We start from the raw sequence: 23,349 nt of genomic DNA, 5'->3' as shown, positions 1-23,349 counted from the left end.
CTTTTATGTAAATTATTGATTTACTTTTACCATTGATGGGCGAATCACACGGTCTTTTAGTTTATAACCTTTTTGGAATTCTTCAACTACCGCGTTTGATTCAAATTCACTGTCTTCCACTTGCATAATAGCTTGGTGTTCATTCGGATCAAACTGTTTACCAACAGCTTCAATCGCTTCAACACCTTCTTTAGTCAACGCTTCTAGCAATTGACGATGCACCATTTCCATACCTTGTAACAAGGATTTCGTTTGCTCGTCAGTCGCATCCACTTGCATCGCTCTTTCAAAATTATCAAGAGCTGGCAAAATATCTGAAACTAGACTTTGTGCTCTATATTTGTCAGCAGCCTGTTTATCCATTTGGACACGGCGCTTATAATTTTCAAAATCAGCTTGTAGACGTAATGTGCGACCTTCCGTTTCCGTTAGTTTCGCTTGTAACTCATCTACTTTTTCTTGTAAAAGAGCAGCCTCACTTTTTTCTTCTACAGTTTTTTCACTGTTTTCTGGCGTGACAGCTTCTTCAACTTGCGCTTCTTTCACTTCTTCTACCACTTGTTCGTTACGCTCTTCCACAATTTTCACCTCCTTAAAAGGTATTAGGTATCATGCTTAGCATGATTACCTAAGCATTATATATTACACACAGTAATGAAAATTTCATCACTTGAGCGAATGTATTACTCTCATTTACTTTTTAAGTCCGTCTGTAAATTGTCTTGTAAATAACTGCAGTAAACTAATTACACGAGAGTATTGCATTCTCGTCGGACCTAAAATTGCAATTGTTCCAAGTTGCTCTTCTCCAATCGAATACGTTGCAGAAATCAAACTGCAATCCTCCATTGCCGTAGAAGAATTTTCTCTACCAATTTTCACTTGAATTCCGACTTGTTTATGACGCAAAATGTCATAAAACGCAGCCTCATTATCAATCATCGTCAGCAAAGATCTTACTTTGTGAATGTCATGGAACTCTGGTTGCGAAAGCATATTCGCTTTCCCTCCAAAGTATATCTTTTCCGATAACGGAACTTGAAATGTACCATCTAACATTTTTATCGCACTATCGTAATTATGAACATACCCACGTAAAACTGTAACAATCTCTTTAAAGATTTTATTATGAAGTTCTGCCATCGGTACACCAGATAGCTTTTCATTTAAAATGTTAACCATTTTTTCTAAATCTGATAAATCAACAGATTCCGGAACGGTAATCGTTTTACTTTGTACATGCCCTGTATCCGTTACAATAATAGCGACTGCTGTTTGACGATCAAGCGGCACAATTTGTACGTTTTTAAGTTTATTTGTGCTTAACTTAGGCCCGAGAACAATGGCCGTATAGTTCGTAAGCTCTGATAAAATTTGAGCAGATTGCTGTGCAACTTTTTCTGCTTCAAAAATTCTTTCAGCAAATAAATCTTTAATTTGTACAATTTCATCGTTCGGTAAGTTTTGCGGCGCTAAAAGATGGTCTACATAAAATCGGTATCCTTTCTCAGAAGGAACCCGTCCAGAAGAACTATGCGTTTTTTCAATAAAACCTAATTCTTCTAAATCAGCCATTTCATTCCGAATAGTAGCTGAACTAAATGTGATTTCTTCTTTTTTAGCCAACGTTCTAGACCCAACGGGCTGCGCTGATCCAATAAAGTCATCAATAATTGTTTGTAAAATTAAGAGCTGACGTTCCGTAAGCATCTCATCATCACCTCTGTTAGCACTCTTTGTCTTCGAGTGCTAAATCTATTAATAACTTACCAAAATTGACATTCAATTGTCAACGGAAACGTCACGAAATAATGAAATTTTTTCACGTTTATGAAACATTTAATTAGTCAATCAAAAATGACTGGAACACTTCATTTCCTAATAATTTTCCTTTTTGTGTTAAACGCACATATCCATCTCTCTCTTCAAGCAATCCCTGTTCTTGATTGCCTTGTAACTGCTTCGCAAAAACTTGATCCATCTCCATGTTGAATTTCTTTTGGAACGCTATTTTAGACACACCTTTTGTTTTTCGAAGTCCTAAAAACAACTCTTCTTCCATTTTTTCTTTCTCCGTCACTGCGTGAACGTCTAAATATGGAAATCCAGTTTCATCAATTTTGGTGAAATATTGCTTAAGCGGACCTACATTTTGAATTCGTTCTCCATTCACATAACTATGCGCTCCAGCTCCAAATCCATAATATTCTTCATTATTCCAGTATGTGAGATTATGTCTACTTTCATTATCACCTTTTGAGAAATTGCTAATTTCATACTGGTTATAGCCATGTTTCTCCATTTCATCCATTACCATTTCGTACATTTTCGCTTCATGATCTTCACCTGGTAGTCTTAATTTCCCTTTATTCATTAAGTTATAAAAGACTGTTTTCGGTTCCACAATTAATGAATACGCTGAGAAATGTTGTACACCAAGCGTAAAGGCAATGTCTAACGTTTCTTTTACATCTTCTATCGTCTGTCCCGGCAGAGCATAAATTAAATCTACATTAATATTTGTAAAACCGACTTCCTGCGCTTCTCGAATTGCTACGAATGCATCCTCTCTCGTATGCCTGCGTCCAATCTTCTCAAGTAGCTCATCACGAAATGTTTGCACACCAAAACTAATTCGGTTCACTCCACCTTCTAGCAATAAATTCAACTTCTCTTTCGGTAAATCACCTGGATTCGCTTCAAATGTTAATTCACAATTCGGTGCAAATGGACGCAAACGACGGTTAATGATATCGAGTAGTTTTTTTGTTTGCTCCATATTTAAAGCTGTCGGAGTTCCTCCGCCAACAAAAATCGTTTTCATACTTTCAAACGGTACTTTTTGAACCGTATTTATTATTTCTTTCTCTAAATATTGTAAGTATTGATCAACCGGTTGGCGTTCAATAAATACTTTATTAAAGTCACAATAGTGACAAATATGCTGACAAAATGGAATATGAATATATGCAGCTTGTACCAAATATAACTCCTACCTTTCTAAAAAGAAAACCTCCGCGCTCCGGAGGGTCCTTTACTTTTATAACGTGTTACGAATTTGTTCCATTCGCATTTTTCCCCAATCATACATCATTTCAACGATTGGCAAAAGCGACATACCTAATTCCGTCATATAGTACTCAACTCGCGGAGGGATTTCCGGGTATACTGTTCGATCAATAATCCCATCCTCCATCAACTCTTTTAATTGATTCGACAACACTTTATGAGAAATGCTAGGGAATAGTCGCTGTAATTCACTAAAACGATGAGGCCCTTCCACACCGAGGTGCCACAATATGACAACTTTCCACTTCCCGCTAATAATAGAAAGCGTCAGTTCCTTTTCACAATTAAAATTACCATTTTGTATTTTCTCTCGAATATCTTTTCGAATATTTTCGGACATTAATAATCTCCTAACTCTATATCAATCACTAAAATGCTCTCTCACTATTGTAAATGAGAGATGCTAAGATGTCTAAAAAGTACTTAGCATATAAAAAAGAAGCCGAACGAACGGCTTCTACTTTTATCACAATTGGTGCGGGCTAATAATTAGCGAAGAATAGAAAAATCCCACTAATTATAGCTTCACTCTATTAGTTATCATCCATTTTCAGTACAGCCATGAATGCTTCTTGTGGCACTTCTACAGAACCAACAGACTTCATACGTTTTTTACCTTCTTTTTGCTTATCAAGAAGTTTACGCTTACGAGAAATGTCACCACCGTAACATTTTGCAAGTACGTTTTTACGCATCGCCTTAATTGTAGAACGAGATACAACTTTATTTCCGATAGTCGCCTGAATTGGCACTTCAAACTGTTGTCTTGGAATTAATTTCTTTAATTTCTCTACAATTACTTTACCACGGTCATACGCTGAATCACGATGTACAATAAATGATAAAGCATCCACTTGTTCATTATTTAAAAGAATATCCATTTTCACAAGTTTAGATGGTTTATAACCAATTAACTCGTAGTCAAATGATGCATATCCTTTCGTATTTGATTTCAATTGATCGAAGAAATCATATACGATTTCTGATAACGGGATTTCATATGTCAATGTAACACGTGTTTCATCTAAATATTGCATATCAATAAACGTTCCACGTTTCCCTTGGCAAATTTCCATTACAGCTCCAACATAGTCATTCGGAACCATAATTGAAGCCTTCACAAACGGCTCTTCTACACGATCGATAACCTGTGGATCTGGCATATTAGATGGATTATCAACAATAAAATCTTCACCGTTTGTTAAATACACTTTATAAATAACGCTTGGCGCTGTTGTAATTAAGTCAATCTTGAATTCACGTTCAATACGTTCTTGAATAATCTCCATGTGCAGCAGCCCTAAGAAACCACAACGGAAACCAAAACCTAAAGCTTGAGATGTTTCAGGCTCAAATTCAAGAGCAGAATCATTCAATTCTAGTTTTTCTAACGCATCACGTAAGTCATTATAACGTGCAGAATCGATTGGATATAAACCACAGAATACCATTGGGTTTAATTTACGATATCCTGCTAACGCTTCTGCAGCCGGACGTTTCGCATGTGTAATCGTATCACCAACACGTGTATCGCCTACATTTTTAATAGATGCTGCCAAGAAACCTACATCACCTACTGTTAACTCGTCACGTTGCGTCGTTTTCGGTGTAAACACACCTACTTCTGTTACTTCAAATTCTTTTCCAGTTGCCATCATACGTACTTTATCGCCAACTTTTACCGTTCCATTTACAACACGGATATATGCAATTACACCGCGGTACGGATCATATAAAGAATCGAAAATCATACATTGTAACGGTTCTTCTGAATCACCTGTTGGAGCTGGTACCTTTTCAACGATTTGTTCTAAAATATCTTCAATACCAATGCCAGCTTTCGCTGAAGCAAGTACAGCTTCCGATGCATCTAAACCAATTACATCTTCTACCTCTTGACGTACGCGTTCTGGGTCCGCACTTGGTAAGTCGATTTTATTAATAACTGGTAAGATTTCTAAATTATTATCAAGCGCTAAATATACGTTCGCTAATGTTTGCGCCTCAATTCCTTGCGCTGCATCCACAACAAGAATTGCACCTTCACAAGCCGCTAAACTACGAGATACTTCGTACGTAAAGTCGACGTGTCCTGGAGTATCGATTAAGTGAAGAATATATTCTTCACCGTCTTTCGCTTTATAAGTTAGTTGTACTGCATTTAATTTAATTGTAATACCACGCTCACGCTCTAACTCCATAGAGTCAAGCAATTGCGCCTTCATTTCGCGCTGTGCCAACGCGTTTGTTTTCTCCAAAATACGGTCTGCCAACGTTGATTTCCCGTGGTCAATGTGAGCAATGATGGAGAAGTTACGAATTTTCGACTGTCTTTTTGCTCTTTCTTCTTTATTCATCTATGTTCTCAACTCCTAATAGTCTCGCCAATATACACTAGCACTGATTATATCAATAGAGCAGCAAAGATTCAATGAAAACTCGTGCTGCTTACAATACAAATCACTCTATCTATATCTTATGCGAACAAACCATAAGAGACAAACCTTTTTCAAATTAAAAGACAGCTCTCTTACAAACATAAGACAACCGTCCTTCCCGCTACCCTTAACTAAAAATTCCTTTTATTGCCCCAACAACTATATCCGTTCCAAACTTTGTCATATCACGAGCAACACTTGCTATCGCCATACCGATACCTTCTACAACATTAAAACTTCTTAAGCTTTCTAACTGTTTTTGTTTTTCAATAGCCGAAAACGTCTCTCCCGAAATTCCGGATTCAGCTCCAGCGCCTTCTGTTCCTGTCATATGAGCAATTTGTTCATATGACAGCTGACGATACCCCTTCATACTTTTCAGACCATGATTAGCGAGTCCCACTCCAGCTATCATCATAAGCAAACATAAGACTGTACCGCATATACATAACAGCGTAAATTGACTCAAACTATTTCTGCCTCTTTCCATCAATGTGTATATGCCCCTGTATTATCTTGATCAATCTGATGATGCAGTGCTGCATTTAAACCACTTGCTATTACATTTGCCATATCCTCAATAAACGCATCTACTTCTTTTGGGGTTACCATCAAATTATGACCAAGAGGAGATAACACTTCATAAATCAACTTTCTCTTTTCTTCTTCTTCTAACGTACCAATAGCTCCTAAAAACATATTTCGACTCTTTTCATCCGGCATATCTTCTTCTGTTAGTTTTTTCTTTTCCCCAAATGAAAATCCCGCTGGTAATAAAGACCGTGACGGCTTATGTCCCTCTTTCATCTCTCTTCCAAAGTGCTTCAAAATAAAATCGATCGTATCACTTGTAATAGAAACTGCGTCTACTACAGTTGGAACACCAATCGCAATAACAGGAATTCCTAATGTTTCTTTACTTAGTTCCTTACGCTTATTCCCAACGCCAGATCCTGGATGAATTCCTGTATCAGAAATTTGTATCGTACTATTTACTCGTTCAATAGAACGCGCAGCTAACGCATCAATTGCGATGACAAAGTCTGGTTTTGTCTTCTCAATAATTCCGTAAATGACATCGCTCGTTTCAATCCCTGTAATCCCCATTACCCCTGGACGAATCGCACTAACAGGTCTAAACCCTTCTTCCACACTTTCAGGCTGCAATTTAAACAAATGTCTCGTCACCAGTACGTTCTCTACAACTATCGGTCCGAGTGCATCCGGCGTTACATTCCAATTCCCAAGACCTACGATTAAACAACTCGCTTCTTTTGAAACTCCAACCTCTTCTAAGAAATAAGAAAATTCTTTTGCAAAAATACGCTCTACCTTTTGCTGAAGTTCCGTATCTTGCTGACGTATACCTTGCACCTCAAGAGTTAAATAATTCCCAGGTTTTTTCCCCATCGATTCAGATGCAATTTCATCAATAGTTACTTTTGTAATTGTAACTCCCTCTTCTTCCCTCTCTTTTACAATAACTCCCTGTATCCCTTTTTGTTCTTCTTGGCGCTCTTGCAGCATTTGGTGCGCCTCTACAGCAAGGTCAGTTCTAACACTATATTTACTTAAATCTAATGGTTCTTTCATCGTATCTCCTCCGTAATTCATAGTAAATATCGTTAGATTTCCCCAAGTTATATTAGGTCATTCTTTCCTTTACGTGAAATTTCATTGATATACTATTGCAATTCTCTTCACCGTTTGATAAAATATCACTTGTTCTATGTAAGAATCGAGTCATTCGATTGCACCAGGGAGGTGAAAAGTATGGCAAACATCAAATCTGCTATCAAACGCGCTAAACTTAGCGAAGAGCGTCGTTCACATAACGCTTCTATCAAGTCTGACATGCGTACTGCTGTTAAAACTGTAGAAGCTTTAGTTACTAATAACGATCTTGAAAATGCTAAAGAAGCTTTCAAAACTGCTTCTAAAAAACTTGACAAAGCAGCTCGTAAAGGTCTTATCCACCAAAACGCTGCAGCTCGTCAAAAATCTCGCTTAGCGAAACAAGTAAACGCGTAAGGCGTTTAAAAAACGATCCATTCGGATCGTTTTTTATATACACAAAAAAGTTCACGTACTAAGTACGTGAACTTTTTTGTGTCACTACATATGATTTAACCGCATTAAGAAAAACTCAAGCACAAGTTTCTTATCCATCTTTCCAGTCTTCATACTATAATCAGCTTCCGCTAATTCTATAATAACTTTTTTTAATTCTTCAAAAGAGAAAAATTTCGTTTGATTCATCGCCAACTTTACCCGGTACGGATGCACACCAATATGGGAAGCAATTTGATTTTGTCCGTAACCACGCTGTTGCAGCTCTTTCACTTGATGTAGCAAGCGGAACTGACTTACTAATAACGCGAGCAGCTTAATTGGTTCTTCCTGCTGTGTAAATAATCCGTCTAAAATTTGCATCGCACCAGCGATATCTTTTTTTACCACTTTTTCCGTTAAAGCAAACACATTTTGCTCAACAGATTTCGGCACAAGTTCCGTGACAAGTTTTGGCGTAATTTCTCCGCCCATACCGACGTATAACGTTAACTTGTCCATTTCCTTCGCCAACATTGTTATATTACTTCCCACAAGCTCTAACAACAAACTAACAGCTGCATTATCAATATGCACATGCACCTCATCTGCTCGAGAAACAATCCACTTCTGAACATCCTGCACTTGCATCGTATTTGCTTCTATTACATCCGCTGTTTTCTTTAGTAGTTTTGTAATTTTTTTTCGTTCGTCTAATTTTTCATAAGGCGCAACAAAAACAAGAATAGAAAAAGGAGATGGCTCCCCAATATATTCTTCTAAAATTTTTATATTTTGTTCTAATTTTTCTTTTTGTGCCGTTAAAAATAATGGTGATTTTATTAATATAACTTTACGCTCTCCAAAAAAAGGAAGCGTACGTGCATCCTCAACTACATCTTCTAAATACACTTCTTCCAAATCGTATGTCACAACATTAAACTCTCGATCTTCCTCTTCAAGCGCTTCCGTTGTAATAAGTTTTATCGTTTCATTTATAAAATAGGCTTCCGTTCCATACAGTACATACAACGGAGCGAACTGTTTCTTTTTAATCTTCTTATGTATATCACTCATATTTTTTCCTACTCCCTAACTTGGCAATATATATTTATACTAATGCCCTAGCTTTTGTTTTACAAGTACAAAGAGACGGGCTTTATACCCCGCCCCTTTATTTATATAAAACGCCACGCAATAAGCCCCGGATTTCTTATTGGTGTGCGGTAATCACCTTCCCTTTATTATTTACAATAATAATCTTAGTATAAGTGCCAACTGTTAACATGATTGGAAATGAAAAATTCACGCTACTTAGCTAACTAGAAGAAGTGTACAAATACTCTATTTCGCTTCACATGGAAATTGTAGATTTTTTTCTGACAATATTTTATACTAAAATGGAATGTTGGGGAGGGATTCTAAATGAATGATTTTGAACAAAACGTTCAAAGTAAACGCAATGACGCTATTGATTCAGGGGTAGGATTTATCGTCTCATTTGGTTTTTTCGCAACACTTTTCATTATTGCAACTGTTATTAAATTCATCGGTTCTTAAAGGCTGCCGCTTAATGGCAGTCTTCTTTTTTTCATCTTCTATGTGTTTCATCATATGTGATTTTACTTTGAAAGGTTCCTTTTTCTCCATTAAAAACATAGGAAATAGCACCTTGCTTATCCGTACGCCATATATCAATACCCATCTTCTCAAAACGCTCTATAACTTCCTTATGCGGGTGCCCATACCTATTACGCTCCCCCACAGAAATAATCGCTACACTAGGCTGTACAAGCCTTAAAAAAGGGTCTGTAGATGATGTTTTACTCCCATGGTGGCCAACTTTTAAAATATTAGCCCGCAAATCAGGATATGTCGATACTATAAACTTTTCTCCTTCTTCTTCTAAATCACCCGTAAATAGCCATGTTAGTCCTCCTAGTCTGGCCCATAGTACAATCGAAGAGTCATTTTCCTCCTTTTCTTTTCCCCTTGGAGCTAATACGAAAAATTCCGCTTCATTTACCCTCCAACCTTCCCCTTCCCCTACTACACTTATCTTCATGCTCTTTTCTAACGCCTTTTTCTTCACCAATCTTTCCAATACAGCATCTTGTTCCTTTCTCCCAAATACAACTTCTTTTACAATCATAGATGACAGCAAATCCAGCGCAGCACCTATATGATCCGCATCTCCATGCGTTACAATTAATTTATCAATCGTTTTTATACCTTCTTTTTGTAAAAAAGGAACAAGAATATCATGCCCAACAGAAAATTCATGCTTTTTCTGTTGCCACGCTTCCTTCTTGACAGGAAGGGATCCACCTGTATCAATAAGATAAACCTCTTTATCGTACGGGAGACGAATTAATATTGCATCTCCCTGTCCAACATCAACAAATGTAACACTCCCACTTTCGCGAAGATATGGATATACATAATGACAAGTACTAATAAAAAGAAACACACCCACGACTATGCACAATTTTTTTTTCGTTATTACTCTTTCCCAAATCACAAATATACTAACGATACTAAAACAATATATAGCCACAAGAAGTAAGGGAGTTTGACCAAAAGTAAGTCGGATGAAAGGGAAACTTTCACAGTAACTTAGAAAATCATTAGAAATGGTTAAACATAATGAAAGTACATATGCAATTCCTTTTGCGAAAAATGGAATAACCGGCATACATATAAGAATAATAATGCTACACGGTAACACAATAATGGATAAAAAAGGAACATATATAAGATTGAGGAAAATGCTATAAGGAGAAAAATAACCAAAATGATATAACAAGATGGGGGTACTAGCGAGCTGTGAAATTATAGAAATGTAAATAGAATTTCGAACTACTCCATTACTACGCCCTAATAATATCGGCGCAGATAGTAGTAAAGCAAAACTACCTACAAATGAGAATTGAAATCCAATGTTGAAAATAAGATACGGATCGTATATAAGCATACATATAGCTGTTATACTTAAGGCGTCTAGACTAGATAAGCGAATAGAGCACATAAAAGCTACTAACAATAAAACTCCTGTTATAGAAGCCCTCACAACAGATGGCGATGCCCCAGCTATGATCATATACAGCGGAATGCAAACTATAAGGCATACTGTTGCTGTCTCTTTCGTCACACCACTTCTTAGTAAAACAAAATACATTATAACCATTAATAATACGATATGCGATCCCGAAATTGCTAACAAATGTATAAGACCAAATTGTTGATATTGCTCTTCTACTTCAAACGTCATTTGTTGTCGATCTCCAAATAATAATGCGTTCATAAATGCACCTGATTGTTCTGGGAACATTTCTGTAACTTTCGAGATTGTTTGTTGCCTGAGAAGGAAAATCCATTGCACGAGTGACAACGATGTTTTTTGACATTCAGAAATGTATGTCACATCAAATATAAAATGTATTTTTTGCTGATATAAATAATTACGATAATCAACAACATGAAAATTCCGGGCAGTTTGTGGTTCTTTCACCTCCCCTTTAAATGTACACGATATACCTGCATGTAATTGTTGCAACTGCTTCTTTTCCGAAGCAGATTGTATTTTATAATTTAGCTGCACTAAGTTTTTATTCTGATCCTCAATTTGAAAAGAGAGGCGATCCCCATTAATTAGAGGTGTATTTTGCACGACCCCTCGTGTAACTTCATAGGACTCCCCTAGCGGCTTATTTAGACTCTGAACATACGTAGTGTACATAGCGCCACTAAAACACGCTATCATACAAATTATGAAGGTTTTACGCGAAGTACGATATAAACAAAATAAAACATAACAAACGAAACAACAAGCAGTCAACAAATGCAATGCGGAAAAGGTAATTGCAATCCCAATTATAAACGAGATTGCAACATAGCCCCATTGTCCATTCAACTCATACTCACTCCTTATAGCATCATTTTCGCTTTAGTGAATACACGCTGTAATTCTTCCATTGATAAATTATCTTTTTCTAAAGCTGCGAATAATTCCTTTAGCTGCAAATGACGCTCTTGTTCCTCTAGCGATGTAATATCATATTCTAGCGGAACGTGCTTCACTGTTACACTCGCTTGTTCAAATAACTCTACGGCATACGGATGATTTTTATAATCCTGTGCATAATAAACTGCTGTAACACCACTTTGAATAATCGCCTTACAGCACTGCAAACAAGGAAAATGTGTGACATAAATTTCCGCTTCCTCTGTTTTTGCACCAAACTTCGCACATTGCAATAAAGCATTCATTTCCGCATGAATTGTACGAACGCAATGATTATCAATGACATAGCAACCATCGTCTATACAATGTACACCACCTTTAATTGAACCGTTATATCCACCAGCAATAATTCGTTTATCACGAACGATTGTCGCTCCTACTGCAAGTCTTGTACATGTACTACGCAATGATAACAGATGGCTTTGTGTCATAAAATATTGATCCCATGAAATTCGTTCCATATTTTTCACCTACTTTTTTGTCTACTTGTAGTGTAGCGAAAGAAGAAAAACTTCGTCAATCTTTTATGGAATAATTATTTGATCTTTTATTTTTTCAAGTGACTTCGCACCAATCCCATCAATCTCCAATAAATCTTCTATTTTCTGAAACGGCCCATGTTCTTCTCGGTATTTCAAAATACTTTCTGCCTTCCGAGAACCAATGCCTGTAATTTTTTCAAGTTGCTCTTTAGAAGCTGTATTTATTTGCACTTTACCCTCGCTTTTTGAAAAAGTAGCCCCTTCTTGCATTGGCTCATTCTTGTTAGGAACATAAAGAAGCATTTGGTCTTGGACCATTTGCGCCAAATTCACTTTTTTCATATCTGCATCCGGCAACAAACCTCCAGCTTTTTCAACCGCCTCCTTCACCCGGTCCCCTTCCTTCATTTCATACACACCCTCTTTAAAAACCGCCCCTTTCACATCAATTATAATTATTTTTTTCTGCTCCTTTGTATCCAATGCTTTCGGTCTACTTTTTTTCTCCACATCTTTCGCTTGAACTTCCGTTGTAATGAGCGATGGTTCTGTTTGCTGATTCGTTTTCCAGAAAAAAAGAAAAATCAAAGTGCCAATAATAACCACTAATCCCAACCATTTTTTCCGAAAATCCCACATCATTTTACACCTCTAATCATAAATTTATAACATCATTCATATTGTTTAGGAGAAAGCTGTTACGAAGGAGGGATGAAACATTGAACATAGGAATTATAGGGACAGGGAACATGGGGAATATACTAATCGATGCATTTTTAGAAACCCGTGCTGTCAAGCCTTCGTGCCTTACTATTATTAATCGGACGCCTGCCAAAGCATATCATATAAAGGAAAAATACCATTCTGTTCATATAGCCAAAACTATCGATGAGGTAATCGAACGATCACATCTTATTTTTATTTGCGTAAAACCGATAGATATATACCCCATCCTACAAAAACATGCTGAACATTTCTCTGATGAAAAGTGCTTAGTTTCTATCACAAGTCCAATATCTCCATCACAATTAGAGACACTTGTACCATGCCACGTCGCACGTATTATTCCGAGTATTACAAACCGCGCCTTATCTGGCGCATCACTATTTACATTTGGAAATAACTGCTCTGAAGAATGGCAACAAAAACTACTTCGTCTATTCAAAAACATTTCTACTCCCCTTGTTATAGAAGAAGATATAACGCGCGTTTCATCTGATATAGCAAGCTGCGGCCCTGCTTTTTTTAGTTATTTATTACAATGTTTCATTAACGCTGCTGTAGATAAAACAAATATTACACACGAAGAAGCCACTACTTTAGTAAGTGAAATGGTCATTGGAATGGGGAAATTACTTGAAAAAGAAATTTTCACATTACCTACTTTACAAGAAAAGGTATGCGTTAAAGGCGGTGTTACAGGAGAAGGTATTCGTATTTTAGAAGAGCACGTTGGGGATATGTTTCATAAATTAATCGAACGGACACATGAGAAATTTGATGAAGATTTAAAATGCGTTGAGCAGCAATTCAATAAACACACATAATAAATACGCCATCATAATCCCAAACCCTTTTTATTAATACTGATCTTTTTCATGCTACATTTTCACTAAAACTAGCATTTTTACACTTTACACATATCATCTTTTTATTTTTCTAGAACTAAAACTACATCTTTTCTATAAAACAAAAGCAACCTTATCGGTTGCTTTTGTTTTATCCATTCTTCTTCGCCATAAAAAAGATGCGCTCTGTTTGTTCTGTCACTTCAATTCGTTCAAAGTCACCTGTGACGCGAAGCACTGTAAACCCAGCTTCTTCAAGCCATTTCGTTAACACTTCAACCGAATATGCACGCTGCACGTGACATTCGTCAAAACGATGGTACACATCTTCTTCTGAATCTTGTACAAAGAATGTCAAATCATGTTCCACACTATCTGATTCTTCTCCAGGGAAGCAGTTCCAAATAAGTGATATTTCTTCACCGTTCACTGTATATGTTTCATTTTGAAATACGTGATGTATTTTATATAAAGAGTGTACATCAAATAAAAACAAGCCATCCTGACGTAAATGGTGGAAAACTCTTCTAAATGTCTCTTGCACTCCATCTTCTTGCAATACATAATTTAATGAGTCACAAAAGATTGTCACACAATCAAATTCACCAGGAACATCGAGTTCTCTCATGTCTTGTTGGTAAAAAGGAATAAAATAACCTTCTCCCCCCAATTTTTGCTGTGCGACAGTTAACATTTCTTCCGAAAGATCTACACCAATTAAATCATAACCTTTTCGCACAAGCGGAAGTGTTACGTTACCAGTTCCACATGCTACGTCAAGAATTTTTGCCTCTTTCATAGATGCCTGTTGCAAACTTTCCTCTGTGAATTCCACCCATTTATCATAAGGGACATCATTCATCAGTTCGTCATACAGCAAAGCAAATTGTTCGTATTTCATTGATCTAGCTCATCTGCAATATCTTCACGCGGCACATCGCCCCATAGACGCTCTAAATTATAGTGATTACGCTCGTCTTTATGGAATACATGAGCAACCACATCACCAAGGTCTACTAAAACCCAACGCGCTTCATCAAAGCCTTCCATACGTTGTACGTTAATCTCGAACTCATGTGCCTTCGCTTTAATTTCACGTGCAATTGCTTGTACTTGCTTGTCTGAATTTCCGTGACAAATAATAAAATAGTCTGCAATCGGTGAAATACCTTGCATATTTAGTACAACCATATCTTCTGCTCTCTTATCATCAGCTGCTTTTGCCGCTAATACTAATAACTCTTTATCTTTCATTTATTAATTTCCTCCTTGATAACTGCATTGTATGTTTGGAATGTTAATGGATAAATCGTTTGATCTTTTTCCATTAAAAATTGAATTGTTCGCTTTAAAGCAAACAGTAAAGCTTGATTTATATCTTTATATGCGAGTTTCCTCGCTTCTTCCACACCAGGAAACTTACGTCCTGGTTCAATGTAATCTGCTACATAAATAACTTTATCTAACATTGTCATTTTTTCATGACCACTTGTATGATATGTAATAGCTTGTAGAATTTCAGGATCAGTAATGCCTACTTCTTTTTCTACTAAGTATGCCCCAACAGGTGCATGCCATAACTCTTTGTTATAGTGCAGTAGATCCTTCGGCAAAGCTTCTCTCTTAATAATCTCTTCCATTTCTGGAATCGCTCTACATTTTGCATAATCGTGAAATATAGCAGCCGTCTCTGCCTTTTTTTCATCTACACCATATAATCGGGCAAGTTCAATCGCTGTTTCCATTACACCAACCGTGTGTATATAACGCTTTTCATGCATTTGTTGTTTGACAATACTAAGTGCTTCCTCACGATTCATACAACCCATTCCTCTCGATATATACCTGTACTTTTTCGGGGAGTAAATATTTGCACGTTTTCTTCGTCATATATCTCTCACGTAACAGAGAAGAAGAAACTGCAAACTCCGGAATTTCCACTTTTACGATATCATAAGGCGTATGTAATGTATAACCTGGTCTTGCAACTCCAACGAAAGTCACAAGCTTAAGTAACTTTTCAATGTTATACCACTTTGACAAATACTCAACCATGTCTCCGCCAATAATAAAGTGAAACTGCACATCCGGATACTTCTCCGTTAATTGTACCATAGTGTCGTACGTATAAGATGGGCCTTCTCTGTCTAGCTCTTCTAAACAAATTGAAAAGTATGCTTCTTCCTCAATCGCTATTTGCAGCATGTTTAATCGACTTTTCACACTCGTAATGTTACGTCCTTGCTTGTGCGGTGGAATCTGATTCGGCAAAAACCATACCTCTTCCAACCCTAAAGCATGATACACTTCATTTGCAATTAACAAATGCCCATTATGAGGCGGATCAAACGTGCCACCAATAATGCCAATTTTTCTCAAAAGAAACACTCCTTCCTTTTACATACAGCAACTCTCCCCATAAATATTCGAAGAGAGCCCACTGTTAATAAAAGTTCAATTGGTTTCGCTTTCTACATATCAAGCGTCCATTACGAAATAACTCACGTATATCTTTTATCGAGGAAGCTTAATCTGCTTATTTTCTCTTGATTCTTTGTATAAAACAATTGTGCTTCCGATTACTTGAACGATTTCAGCTCGTGCACCTTGTGCAAGCTCTTCTGCAACTTCACTACGATCAAATTCACAGTTTTGTAATACGCTCACTTTAAATAGTTCACGAACTTCTAATGCTTCTCCAATTTGTTTCACCATATTTTCATTCACGCCACCTTTTCCAACTTGAAAAATCGGTGTTAAATGATGTGCCTTTGCACGTAAAAATCTTTTTTGTTTTCCTGTTAACATATAATTAGCCTCCAAGCTCTCTCATTACTAATTGTTTCATTCTATCAATATTCGGCACACATCCTGTCCACATTTCAAATGCAAGTGCACCTTGATAAACGAACATATCGATTCCATTTTGAATTATTGCACCTTGTTCTTTCGCATCCCCTAAAATTTTCGTCTCAAATGGATTATAAATAATATCAGAAACAATCGTTCCTTGTTTCAACGAACGAATTTCCAGCGGCGTATACTCAACATGCGGATGCATACCTATCGTTGTTGTTTGGATGATAATATCATATTCCCCTTGATTTTCTGCTGCACATTCTAACGATAGAGCATGCGAATTAACATTTGCCATGCACCCAGCGATAAGATTTTTCGCCTTATCTCTCGTACGATTAGCAATATCAATTTCTTTCACACCTACATCTGCAAGCGAGAAGTAAATAGCTCGACTAGCACCACCTGCACCGATTAATAAAATACGTTTCTCTTGAAGTGGATCTTCACTAATTGACTGCAGGGCACGAACAAAACCAATTCCATCTGTATTATACCCAATCAATTTTCCATCTCGATGAACTACTGTATTTACCGCACCGATTTGCTTTGCTAGCGGGGCAACCTCATCCAAGTACTCCATAATTGCAACTTTATGTGGAGTCGTTACATTAAATCCTGAAATACCTAATGCTTTCAAACCTTTTACTGCTTCCCCTAGTGCTTCTTCTTCTACAAGAAACGCATGATAATGGGCATCCATATTCAAGTGTTCAAATGCATCGTTATGCATAACGGGTGATAATGAATGTCCAATTGGATTTCCGATTACACCATATAATTGTTTCATAAATCCCTCTCCATATTAAATTAAAGATTTACGTAATGAAACACTTACTCCCTTTGGTACATGAGCAACAATTTTCGCTCCTGATTCATTTACAGTAACCCAGCCCAATCCAGAGAATACAACATCCGTTTTTGGCTCACGAATATTAAATTCATATTTCACAAACTCAGGCATATTTTCTAATTCTTCTGGTGTCGGTGGATTCAATAATTCTCCAGCGTGTCTTTCGTACAATTCATCAGCCTTTTCAAGCTTTGTACGATGGATTGTTAAACGGTTTGAGAAATGACAAGTAAATGCACGACGGCCTCCACTTACATAATCAAATCGTGCTAATCCACCAAAGAATAATGTTTGTTCTTCATTTAATTGGAATACCATTGGCTTAACTTCTGTAGTTGGTGTAATAAGCTTTAAGCTTTGTTTCCCAACATAATGCGCCATTTGATGATGATTAATAATACCTGGTGTATCGTATAAAGATGACGTTTCGTCTAATGGGATATCAATTAAATCAAGCGTTGTTCCTGGGAAATGTGATGTTGTAATTACATTCTCAGTCTCATCACTAAACTCTTTAATCATACGATTAATAAATGTTGATTTACCAACATTCGTACATCCAACAACATAAACATCTTTACCTTCGCGGTAATACTCAATTGCATCAGCAAGTTCAGTAATTCCTTGTCCTTTAGCTGCACTAATCAAAAAGACATCTTCTGGTTTTAAACCAAGTTGCTTTGCACTATAGCGCATCCAATGTTTTACTTTATCATGCTTAACTGACTTTGGAATTAAGTCAGCCTTATTCCCTACAAGTAATACTTTATTGTTCCCTACAAAACGATGTAAGCCTGGTAACCAGCTACCATTGAAATCGAAAATATCTACGATTTTAACCACTAGTGCGTCTGATTGTCCAATTCCGTTCAAAATACGAAGGAAATCATCATCTGTTAAAGATACATCTTGAATTTCGTTATAATGTTTCAAACGAAAACAACGTTGGCAAATTACTTGTTCTTTTTCTAAAGATGATGCAGGAGCGTATCCTACTTCATTTTTATTTTCTGTTTGAATTTCTACACCGCAACCAATACATTTAATTGTTTCAGTCAAACTTTATTCCTCCCAGTTAATTAAGCCTTTTTTCTTCATGTTTTTCATAATTCTTCGTTCAATTTTTCGATTAAAGCGTGTCACCAATCCGTCCGTTTGCGCTACCGGTACAACTAAAATTGTATGAAGTCCCACACGATTCCCACCGAGCACATCCGTTAGTAACTGATCTCCAATTACTACAACTTCATCTGGTTGCAGATGCATCTCGTGTATCGCACGCTTAAATGCGCGAACAAACGGTTTGCGTGCACTATGAATAAACGGAATACCTAATGGATCAGCGAAGTCTTTAACGCGTTGCTCGTTATTATTTGAAACGACCGTTACTTGAATATCATTTGCTTTCATTTTCAAAAACCACTCTTCAAGCTGTGGTGTTGCGTTTGGACGATCCCATTCAATTAAAGTGTTATCTAAATCAGTGATAACTCCTTTAATTCCACGTTTTTTCAAATCTTCTGCTTGAACATGATATACATTTTTCACATATTCATTTGGTAAAAATAACTTCAATTTCTTTCACCTCTTTGAGGATTTTTCATAAAATTTTTCGACAACATTTTTCGATAGATAACCTGTGGATAAACTTGTACACACTTTCCACACTAATTTTTCAGTCAATTTGGAATTTACTAACATTCTATACACATTTTATCCACTGAGGTATGTGGATAACCTCTTGTTTGTTACTGTCATATTTTTTTGGTACATTAAATGCAACAACGAATCAATCCTTATATTATTAGGAGGTGACTCACCTTGAAAACAAAACATATGGAACAGTTATCTACTGATTTACTCACTGAGTCTTATTATAAAGCAAAAGAACTAAAATTAAATCCCGACTTCATTTTACTTATAAAACAAGAAATTATTAGACGCTCGTTAGAGGACAAGCTCGTCAAATCTTCTTGAGTACATATAGATTACTGATTGACCTGTAAAAAGAGCCATCCTGCGATGGCTCTCGAATAAACAAGTACTCCCATCTAGGGGATTTCTCCATTAAGCATCTTTGTCCACATTTCTTAATTAGAGCTTCATAAGTATATTATAAAATCTTTTCTTTACTTATGAGATACTCGGGTTGCAATTTTTTCACCAAGACGCAACTCTTGCCCACTTGTCAATTCCTGCACTGCTTCAATCATATCTTTTTCAAATAATAAAACAACTGTTGAGCCAAATGTAAAGTATGCCATCTCTTCACCTTTTTGAACAGTACTTCTTTCATGAAGGAGCTCGATACTATTAACAAACATAGCACCTACTTTTACAAGTGCCATATGTTCGCCGTCACTATTTACTTCTGTAACAGAGCGATAATTTTTTGACAATGGTTCTTTCCCATACTCCATACCCGCTGCATTTACCGGATATGATTTTCTACCGAGTACAAATCTTTCAGTCACAGAGCCAGAAAGCGGGCTATGAATACGATGATAATGACTTGGGCTCAAATAAATTACCATATATGTACCGCCTGCATATCGCTTTGCACGCTCTTCATTACCTAGCATATCCACAATTGAATAACGCTTTCCTTTTATATCGAATGTTTTTGTATCCTCAATAGGACCTTGATCAGCAAAAACACCATCAACAGGACTAACGATACTCGATGCATCAGTATCAATACTACGCTTTCCTTCTTTTAGCCTACGTGTAAATAAATCATGCAATGTTCCATATTCCTTCAAACCCTTTTCCATCTCATCTTGATTAATTTGAAAAACTTTCGCGTACGATGGAATAATGATAGAGCTCAAACGAGATTGTGCAAATTTACGTAATATATAAGAAGTAAAACGACCATTTGTAAGTTCGATCATAAGTCGATATAATGTCCGTCGCAAATTACGAAACCTCCTAATCAGCCTATAACTTTAGTTTCCCCTTCTTTTCTCTCTATATCATATGTAAAATTGGTTCTTATTCCCACATATAGAATGGAGCCGTCTCGTTATACACGAAGAAAAACTAAGTATAATTTTTATTCTTAAATTGTTTAGCACCTTCTAATATTACAGATAGAACCCGCTATTTTCAACAGTGAACATGTATTTCTTCTTAGAGCAGCTCGTTTTCTTTCCGTTTTCCCGAAAGAAAAGCAGCCACTTTTAAAGTGTAGCTGCCTACAATATACATTATTCTTTTGCTTTTTTCTCTTTCTCAGCCCGCACAAATTCGTGGAACATTTTCATTAAAGCACGCTTTTCAATTCGCGATACGTAGCTTCTTGAAATACCGAGTGCCTTCGCAATCTCCCTCTGTGTTTTCTCTTTATCAAGCCCAAGTCCAAAACGCTTCACAATTACTTCTTTCTCCCGTTCGTCTAAAATATCGATATATTCTTTAATTTTTTCTAACTCCATACTAAGCTGAATCATATCAATTACATCTTCAGATTCTGATTTTAATATATCAATAAGCGATATTTCATTACCCTCTTTATCTTGCCCGATTGGATCATGAAGTGAAACGTCTTTTTTCGTTTTCTTCAGCACACGTAAATGCATCAAAATTTCATTTTCGATACAGCGCGCTGCATACGTTGCAAGCTTAGTTCCTTTCCCTGCTGAATAGCTTTCAATCGCTTTAATAAGCCCGATGGTACCAATTGAAATTAAATCTTCTGCATCTTCACCGGTGTTTTCGAATTTCTTAACAATATGAGCTACAAGCCGTAAATTATGTTCAATTAAAAGATTTCTCGCTTGAGCATCACCTTGCTCCATTAACTCTAAGTACTTTCTCTCATCATCTGATGATAACGGCTGCGGGAACGCATTGTTCTTCACATAAGAAACAAATACAAACACTTCTCGAACCATATATCCAATTGCGGCGAATAGACTCAAACCTTTCACCTCCGCCAAAATAGTGGTCTTTACTATGTGTATGTGGGCATGAGGTTGTTTGTGTCTGTACGATATCATTCCAACATGTTTTTAAGCATGATATTTGTCGCACAAAGCTTCGTTACGTATACTTAAACAAAAGATAGGAGGGTAAAATGTGAAACATTTTATTACCTTCTTGTACCAGAGTAGCTTGTAAGAGATGAACTCCTTGTACGCTCTTGCAAGCTGCTTGTACTACAAGGAGGGATTACAAATATGAAATTTGAAAGAACACGTGCTTATACAAGACACCAACGTCAGCGTACAATGCGCCGAAAGATGAATATTGCAAAACACGCATGGGGATATACTCCTGAAATTGTCGGTATTTTTGCAAAAGGAAAAGTTCACTGTTCTTGCGGCATGTGTACAACAAAGTGGGGAACAGAAGGACCACCTGCCAGTGTACAGAAGTGGTTATACAAAATTGATACATGCGAAGAATAATCGTTCTTTCTACAAAAGGTCTTCTCTCGAAGACCTTTTCCCCTATTTAAAGACTTATTTACTCCAAATCTTTTCCCCAGTGTGGGCATCAATATAACGAATTTCTCGACTACACTCGAAAGGCTCTTTATAATTTTCATCCGTCGTTTGTTTATACAGTAATTGATATACCGTTTCCTCTGCATCATTATCTATATACCATTCTAATTTAACTCGGATGGCTTCTTTGTATATTTCTAACGCTTTTTCTTTTGTTACTTTTGGTGTTGTTTCATATGTGAGCAATTCTTTTATAAAGTTGCTAGATTCTCCTGAGTAGTGCATCACAGCACCATTTTCTGTATTGATGTTGATCATGATATATTTTCCCGCTACACAAATGTCATTTACATGTATCGAAAAGGAAAATCTCTCTATTCCCTCTTCCACTTCATAATCATCCCAAAGCTGAACATACTTTGTTGCATTTGGAATAATTTCTTCTAAAAATTGAAGTGCTTTTTCTAAACATTGCTCTCTTGATAATATTGATTTCCTGTCTTTCTCATTCGTCCACATTAAACAGGCGATCAATTGATTTGTTTTTTTATCTACAGTAATTACAACGAATTTATCATGCTGTAACATAGGAAAATGCTTTTTATAGAACTCATCCATTGAATATGGATCCTTCTCTTCTATTTCTTTTTGCGCTTCTTCTTTCAATACAAATTTCATTCGGACTTCATACTCATCTTCTTTTTCATCTACTTTTATAAACTTTTCTACGTCCCAATCTAATAAATCGAAGACATCTTTTTTTCGGGTACTTTTTACCGTTTTTTCAACAGGTACTGTAGGAGCTAATTTATAGTGTCCTGGTTCAAACAAATCTTTACCTGTACTTGCATCAATAAACGCATGACTAGGTTCTGGCTCATACACAAGATGGTACCCTTTTACTTCTTCTCCACTTTTATATTCACATGAGGAGTACGTTAAATCCGCAAATACAAGTCTTATATCTTGTCTAGCCTTGAGGTTATCTAAAACTGTGCTCTCATCAACAATTTCAATTGGCCATAACGGTTTTTTCTGTATATTTTCCCCTCCGTTATAACGGAAATTCACAACATTACCTGAAGAATGAACTCGCACAACACATCCTGTATCCGGCAATGGATATCCATTCACTTCCTGCATATAATTTATTTCTTTCCAACCACGCCAGTCGTCCTTAACAGTTACATATGTATAAAACTCTAATCCTTCTTTTGTATATTCTTTTATAAATGCATTTGCAATTTTTTTCGCCTTGTTATTATCCAGCGTTTCATTATTAATTGAAAAATACCCATCATCTTCTATCTTTAATTCAATTAACTCCCCTGTATGTCTATTTAACAAAACCTCTATCGTTTTCTCCTCATCCTCTTTATGCTCCCACCATAGTACATGAAGCGGATCATCCACTCCTTCTTGATCATCTACAACAAGCCTATATTCATCTGGAATTTCAATAATATGAGCCACTTGCTCTTTTCTTTCTTTATCTTTTGGATTCATCATACCCTCTCCTTTATTACAATTTAAGGTAATTATAACAAACAAAACCAAAA

27 protein-coding genes are annotated in these 23,349 nt (G+C 36.5%); 5 read left to right on the top strand and 22 right to left on the bottom strand.

What is annotated here, in order from left to right; all coding sequences use genetic code 11:
* Positions 1-12: 12 nt before the first annotated feature.
* From grpE to gpr, 7 genes are all read right to left on the bottom strand, one after another.
* Positions 13-579: a nucleotide exchange factor GrpE gene (gene grpE, locus QCI75_RS05670; RefSeq protein WP_144504820.1), complete on the bottom strand. Its 567-nt coding sequence runs from the start codon at positions 577-579 to the stop codon at positions 13-15.
* 114 nt (positions 580-693) lie between these two features.
* Complete coding sequence (hrcA, locus tag QCI75_RS05665; RefSeq protein ID WP_144504818.1) at positions 694-1,710, bottom strand: heat-inducible transcriptional repressor HrcA; 1,017 nt, start codon at positions 1,708-1,710, stop codon at positions 694-696.
* 133 nt (positions 1,711-1,843) lie between these two features.
* Complete coding sequence (gene hemW / locus QCI75_RS05660; protein ID WP_144504816.1) at positions 1,844-2,983, bottom strand: radical SAM family heme chaperone HemW; 1,140 nt, start codon at positions 2,981-2,983, stop codon at positions 1,844-1,846.
* Positions 2,984-3,040: 57 nt separating this feature from the next.
* Positions 3,041-3,409: a winged helix-turn-helix transcriptional regulator gene (locus tag QCI75_RS05655; protein ID WP_070144903.1), complete on the bottom strand. Its 369-nt coding sequence runs from the start codon at positions 3,407-3,409 to the stop codon at positions 3,041-3,043.
* A gap of 193 nt (positions 3,410-3,602) precedes the next feature.
* Positions 3,603-5,426, bottom strand: a complete 1,824-nt coding sequence (lepA, locus tag QCI75_RS05650) for an elongation factor 4 (protein WP_144504814.1) — start codon at positions 5,424-5,426, stop codon at positions 3,603-3,605.
* A gap of 208 nt (positions 5,427-5,634) precedes the next feature.
* Positions 5,635-5,997 (bottom strand): DUF3679 domain-containing protein, encoded by a 363-nt coding sequence (locus QCI75_RS05645; RefSeq protein WP_353760058.1) that lies wholly within the window; start codon positions 5,995-5,997, stop codon positions 5,635-5,637.
* On the bottom strand, positions 5,997-7,100 hold the full coding sequence (gpr, locus tag QCI75_RS05640; protein WP_098777182.1) for a GPR endopeptidase: 1,104 nt from the start codon (positions 7,098-7,100) through the stop codon (positions 5,997-5,999). Before gpr ends, QCI75_RS05645 begins: the two co-directional genes overlap by 1 nt.
* A 180-nt stretch (positions 7,101-7,280) precedes the next feature.
* Between gpr and rpsT the strand changes: the two genes are divergently transcribed.
* A complete protein-coding gene (rpsT, locus tag QCI75_RS05635) occupies positions 7,281-7,538 on the top strand; it encodes a 30S ribosomal protein S20 (protein WP_002122607.1) in 258 nt (85 codons plus the stop codon).
* An 84-nt stretch (positions 7,539-7,622) separates the two neighbouring features.
* Here rpsT and holA read toward each other — a convergent pair whose 3' ends face one another.
* Positions 7,623-8,633: a DNA polymerase III subunit delta gene (gene holA / locus QCI75_RS05630; protein WP_070144907.1), complete on the bottom strand. Its 1,011-nt coding sequence runs from the start codon at positions 8,631-8,633 to the stop codon at positions 7,623-7,625.
* A gap of 348 nt (positions 8,634-8,981) precedes the next feature.
* On the opposite strand from holA, the gene QCI75_RS05625 reads away from it, so the two are divergent.
* Positions 8,982-9,116 (top strand): YqzM family protein, encoded by a 135-nt coding sequence (locus QCI75_RS05625; protein WP_000997609.1) that lies wholly within the window; start codon positions 8,982-8,984, stop codon positions 9,114-9,116.
* Between the two features lie 31 nt (positions 9,117-9,147).
* Here the strand turns inward: QCI75_RS05625 and QCI75_RS05620 are convergent, their stop codons facing one another.
* The 3 genes from QCI75_RS05620 to QCI75_RS05610 all read right to left on the bottom strand — a co-directional run bounded on the left by QCI75_RS05620 (position 9,148) and on the right by QCI75_RS05610 (position 12,704).
* On the bottom strand, positions 9,148-11,469 hold the full coding sequence (locus QCI75_RS05620) for a DNA internalization-related competence protein ComEC/Rec2 (RefSeq protein ID WP_353760057.1): 2,322 nt from the start codon (positions 11,467-11,469) through the stop codon (positions 9,148-9,150).
* Between the two features lie 14 nt (positions 11,470-11,483).
* Positions 11,484-12,041, bottom strand: coding sequence for a ComE operon protein 2 (locus QCI75_RS05615; RefSeq protein WP_002088698.1), 558 nt, complete (start codon positions 12,039-12,041; stop codon positions 11,484-11,486).
* A gap of 63 nt (positions 12,042-12,104) precedes the next feature.
* On the bottom strand, positions 12,105-12,704 hold the full coding sequence (locus tag QCI75_RS05610; RefSeq protein ID WP_144504086.1) for a helix-hairpin-helix domain-containing protein: 600 nt from the start codon (positions 12,702-12,704) through the stop codon (positions 12,105-12,107).
* 77 nt (positions 12,705-12,781) lie between these two features.
* Between QCI75_RS05610 and comER the strand changes: the two genes are divergently transcribed.
* On the top strand, positions 12,782-13,609 hold the full coding sequence (comER, locus tag QCI75_RS05605) for a late competence protein ComER (protein WP_144504084.1): 828 nt from the start codon (positions 12,782-12,784) through the stop codon (positions 13,607-13,609).
* Positions 13,610-13,781: 172 nt separating this feature from the next.
* Here the strand turns inward: comER and QCI75_RS05600 are convergent, their stop codons facing one another.
* From QCI75_RS05600 to QCI75_RS05565, 8 genes are all read right to left on the bottom strand, one after another.
* On the bottom strand, positions 13,782-14,531 hold the full coding sequence (locus QCI75_RS05600) for a class I SAM-dependent DNA methyltransferase (RefSeq protein ID WP_002111917.1): 750 nt from the start codon (positions 14,529-14,531) through the stop codon (positions 13,782-13,784).
* A complete protein-coding gene (rsfS, locus tag QCI75_RS05595) occupies positions 14,528-14,884 on the bottom strand; it encodes a ribosome silencing factor (RefSeq protein WP_000653209.1) in 357 nt (118 codons plus the stop codon). Before rsfS ends, QCI75_RS05600 begins: the two co-directional genes overlap by 4 nt.
* The gene (gene yqeK, locus QCI75_RS05590; protein ID WP_098777188.1) at positions 14,881-15,450 is read right to left on the bottom strand and encodes a bis(5'-nucleosyl)-tetraphosphatase (symmetrical) YqeK; all 570 of its coding nucleotides are present in this window, start codon (positions 15,448-15,450) and stop codon (positions 14,881-14,883) included. The genes rsfS and yqeK overlap by 4 nt, the downstream gene beginning before the upstream one ends.
* Positions 15,440-16,009, bottom strand: coding sequence for a nicotinate-nucleotide adenylyltransferase (locus tag QCI75_RS05585; RefSeq protein WP_144504082.1), 570 nt, complete (start codon positions 16,007-16,009; stop codon positions 15,440-15,442). Before QCI75_RS05585 ends, yqeK begins: the two co-directional genes overlap by 11 nt.
* Before the next feature lie 135 nt (positions 16,010-16,144).
* Positions 16,145-16,438: a ribosome assembly RNA-binding protein YhbY gene (yhbY, locus tag QCI75_RS05580; RefSeq protein ID WP_002015220.1), complete on the bottom strand. Its 294-nt coding sequence runs from the start codon at positions 16,436-16,438 to the stop codon at positions 16,145-16,147.
* A 4-nt stretch (positions 16,439-16,442) separates the two neighbouring features.
* The gene (gene aroE, locus QCI75_RS05575) at positions 16,443-17,276 is read right to left on the bottom strand and encodes a shikimate dehydrogenase (RefSeq protein ID WP_144504080.1); all 834 of its coding nucleotides are present in this window, start codon (positions 17,274-17,276) and stop codon (positions 16,443-16,445) included.
* A gap of 15 nt (positions 17,277-17,291) precedes the next feature.
* Entirely contained in the window at positions 17,292-18,398 is a 1,107-nt protein-coding gene (yqeH, locus tag QCI75_RS05570; protein WP_002122628.1) for a ribosome biogenesis GTPase YqeH, read from the bottom strand.
* Positions 18,399-18,401: 3 nt separating this feature from the next.
* Positions 18,402-18,914, bottom strand: coding sequence for a YqeG family HAD IIIA-type phosphatase (locus tag QCI75_RS05565; RefSeq protein ID WP_098777190.1), 513 nt, complete (start codon positions 18,912-18,914; stop codon positions 18,402-18,404).
* Positions 18,915-19,160: 246 nt separating this feature from the next.
* On the opposite strand from QCI75_RS05565, the gene sda reads away from it, so the two are divergent.
* A complete protein-coding gene (gene sda, locus QCI75_RS05560; RefSeq protein ID WP_002015226.1) occupies positions 19,161-19,316 on the top strand; it encodes a sporulation histidine kinase inhibitor Sda in 156 nt (51 codons plus the stop codon).
* Between the two features lie 152 nt (positions 19,317-19,468).
* Here sda and QCI75_RS05555 read toward each other — a convergent pair whose 3' ends face one another.
* Entirely contained in the window at positions 19,469-20,257 is a 789-nt protein-coding gene (locus QCI75_RS05555; protein WP_144504078.1) for a phosphatidylserine decarboxylase, read from the bottom strand.
* 291 nt (positions 20,258-20,548) lie between these two features.
* Positions 20,549-21,262, bottom strand: a complete 714-nt coding sequence (gene sigK, locus QCI75_RS05550) for an RNA polymerase sporulation sigma factor SigK (RefSeq protein WP_000051382.1) — start codon at positions 21,260-21,262, stop codon at positions 20,549-20,551.
* Positions 21,263-21,520: 258 nt separating this feature from the next.
* Here sigK and QCI75_RS05545 point away from each other — a divergent pair, with 258 nt between their 5' ends.
* Positions 21,521-21,751 carry a hypothetical protein gene (locus QCI75_RS05545; protein WP_144504076.1) on the top strand — a complete coding sequence of 77 codons (231 nt, stop codon included), beginning with the start codon at positions 21,521-21,523 and terminating at the stop codon, positions 21,749-21,751.
* Positions 21,752-21,805: 54 nt separating this feature from the next.
* On the opposite strand, the gene QCI75_RS05540 is transcribed toward QCI75_RS05545, so the two are convergent.
* Positions 21,806-23,299, bottom strand: a complete 1,494-nt coding sequence (locus QCI75_RS05540) for a YcdB/YcdC domain-containing protein (RefSeq protein ID WP_144504074.1) — start codon at positions 23,297-23,299, stop codon at positions 21,806-21,808.
* Between the last annotated feature and the right edge of the window lie 50 nt (positions 23,300-23,349).

The organism is Bacillus cereus group sp. RP43 (genome assembly GCF_040459645.1).
GTDB lineage: Bacteria > Bacillota > Bacilli > Bacillales > Bacillaceae_G > Bacillus_A > Bacillus_A mycoides_C.
This window is presented reverse-complemented; position numbering and strand designations above follow the sequence as displayed.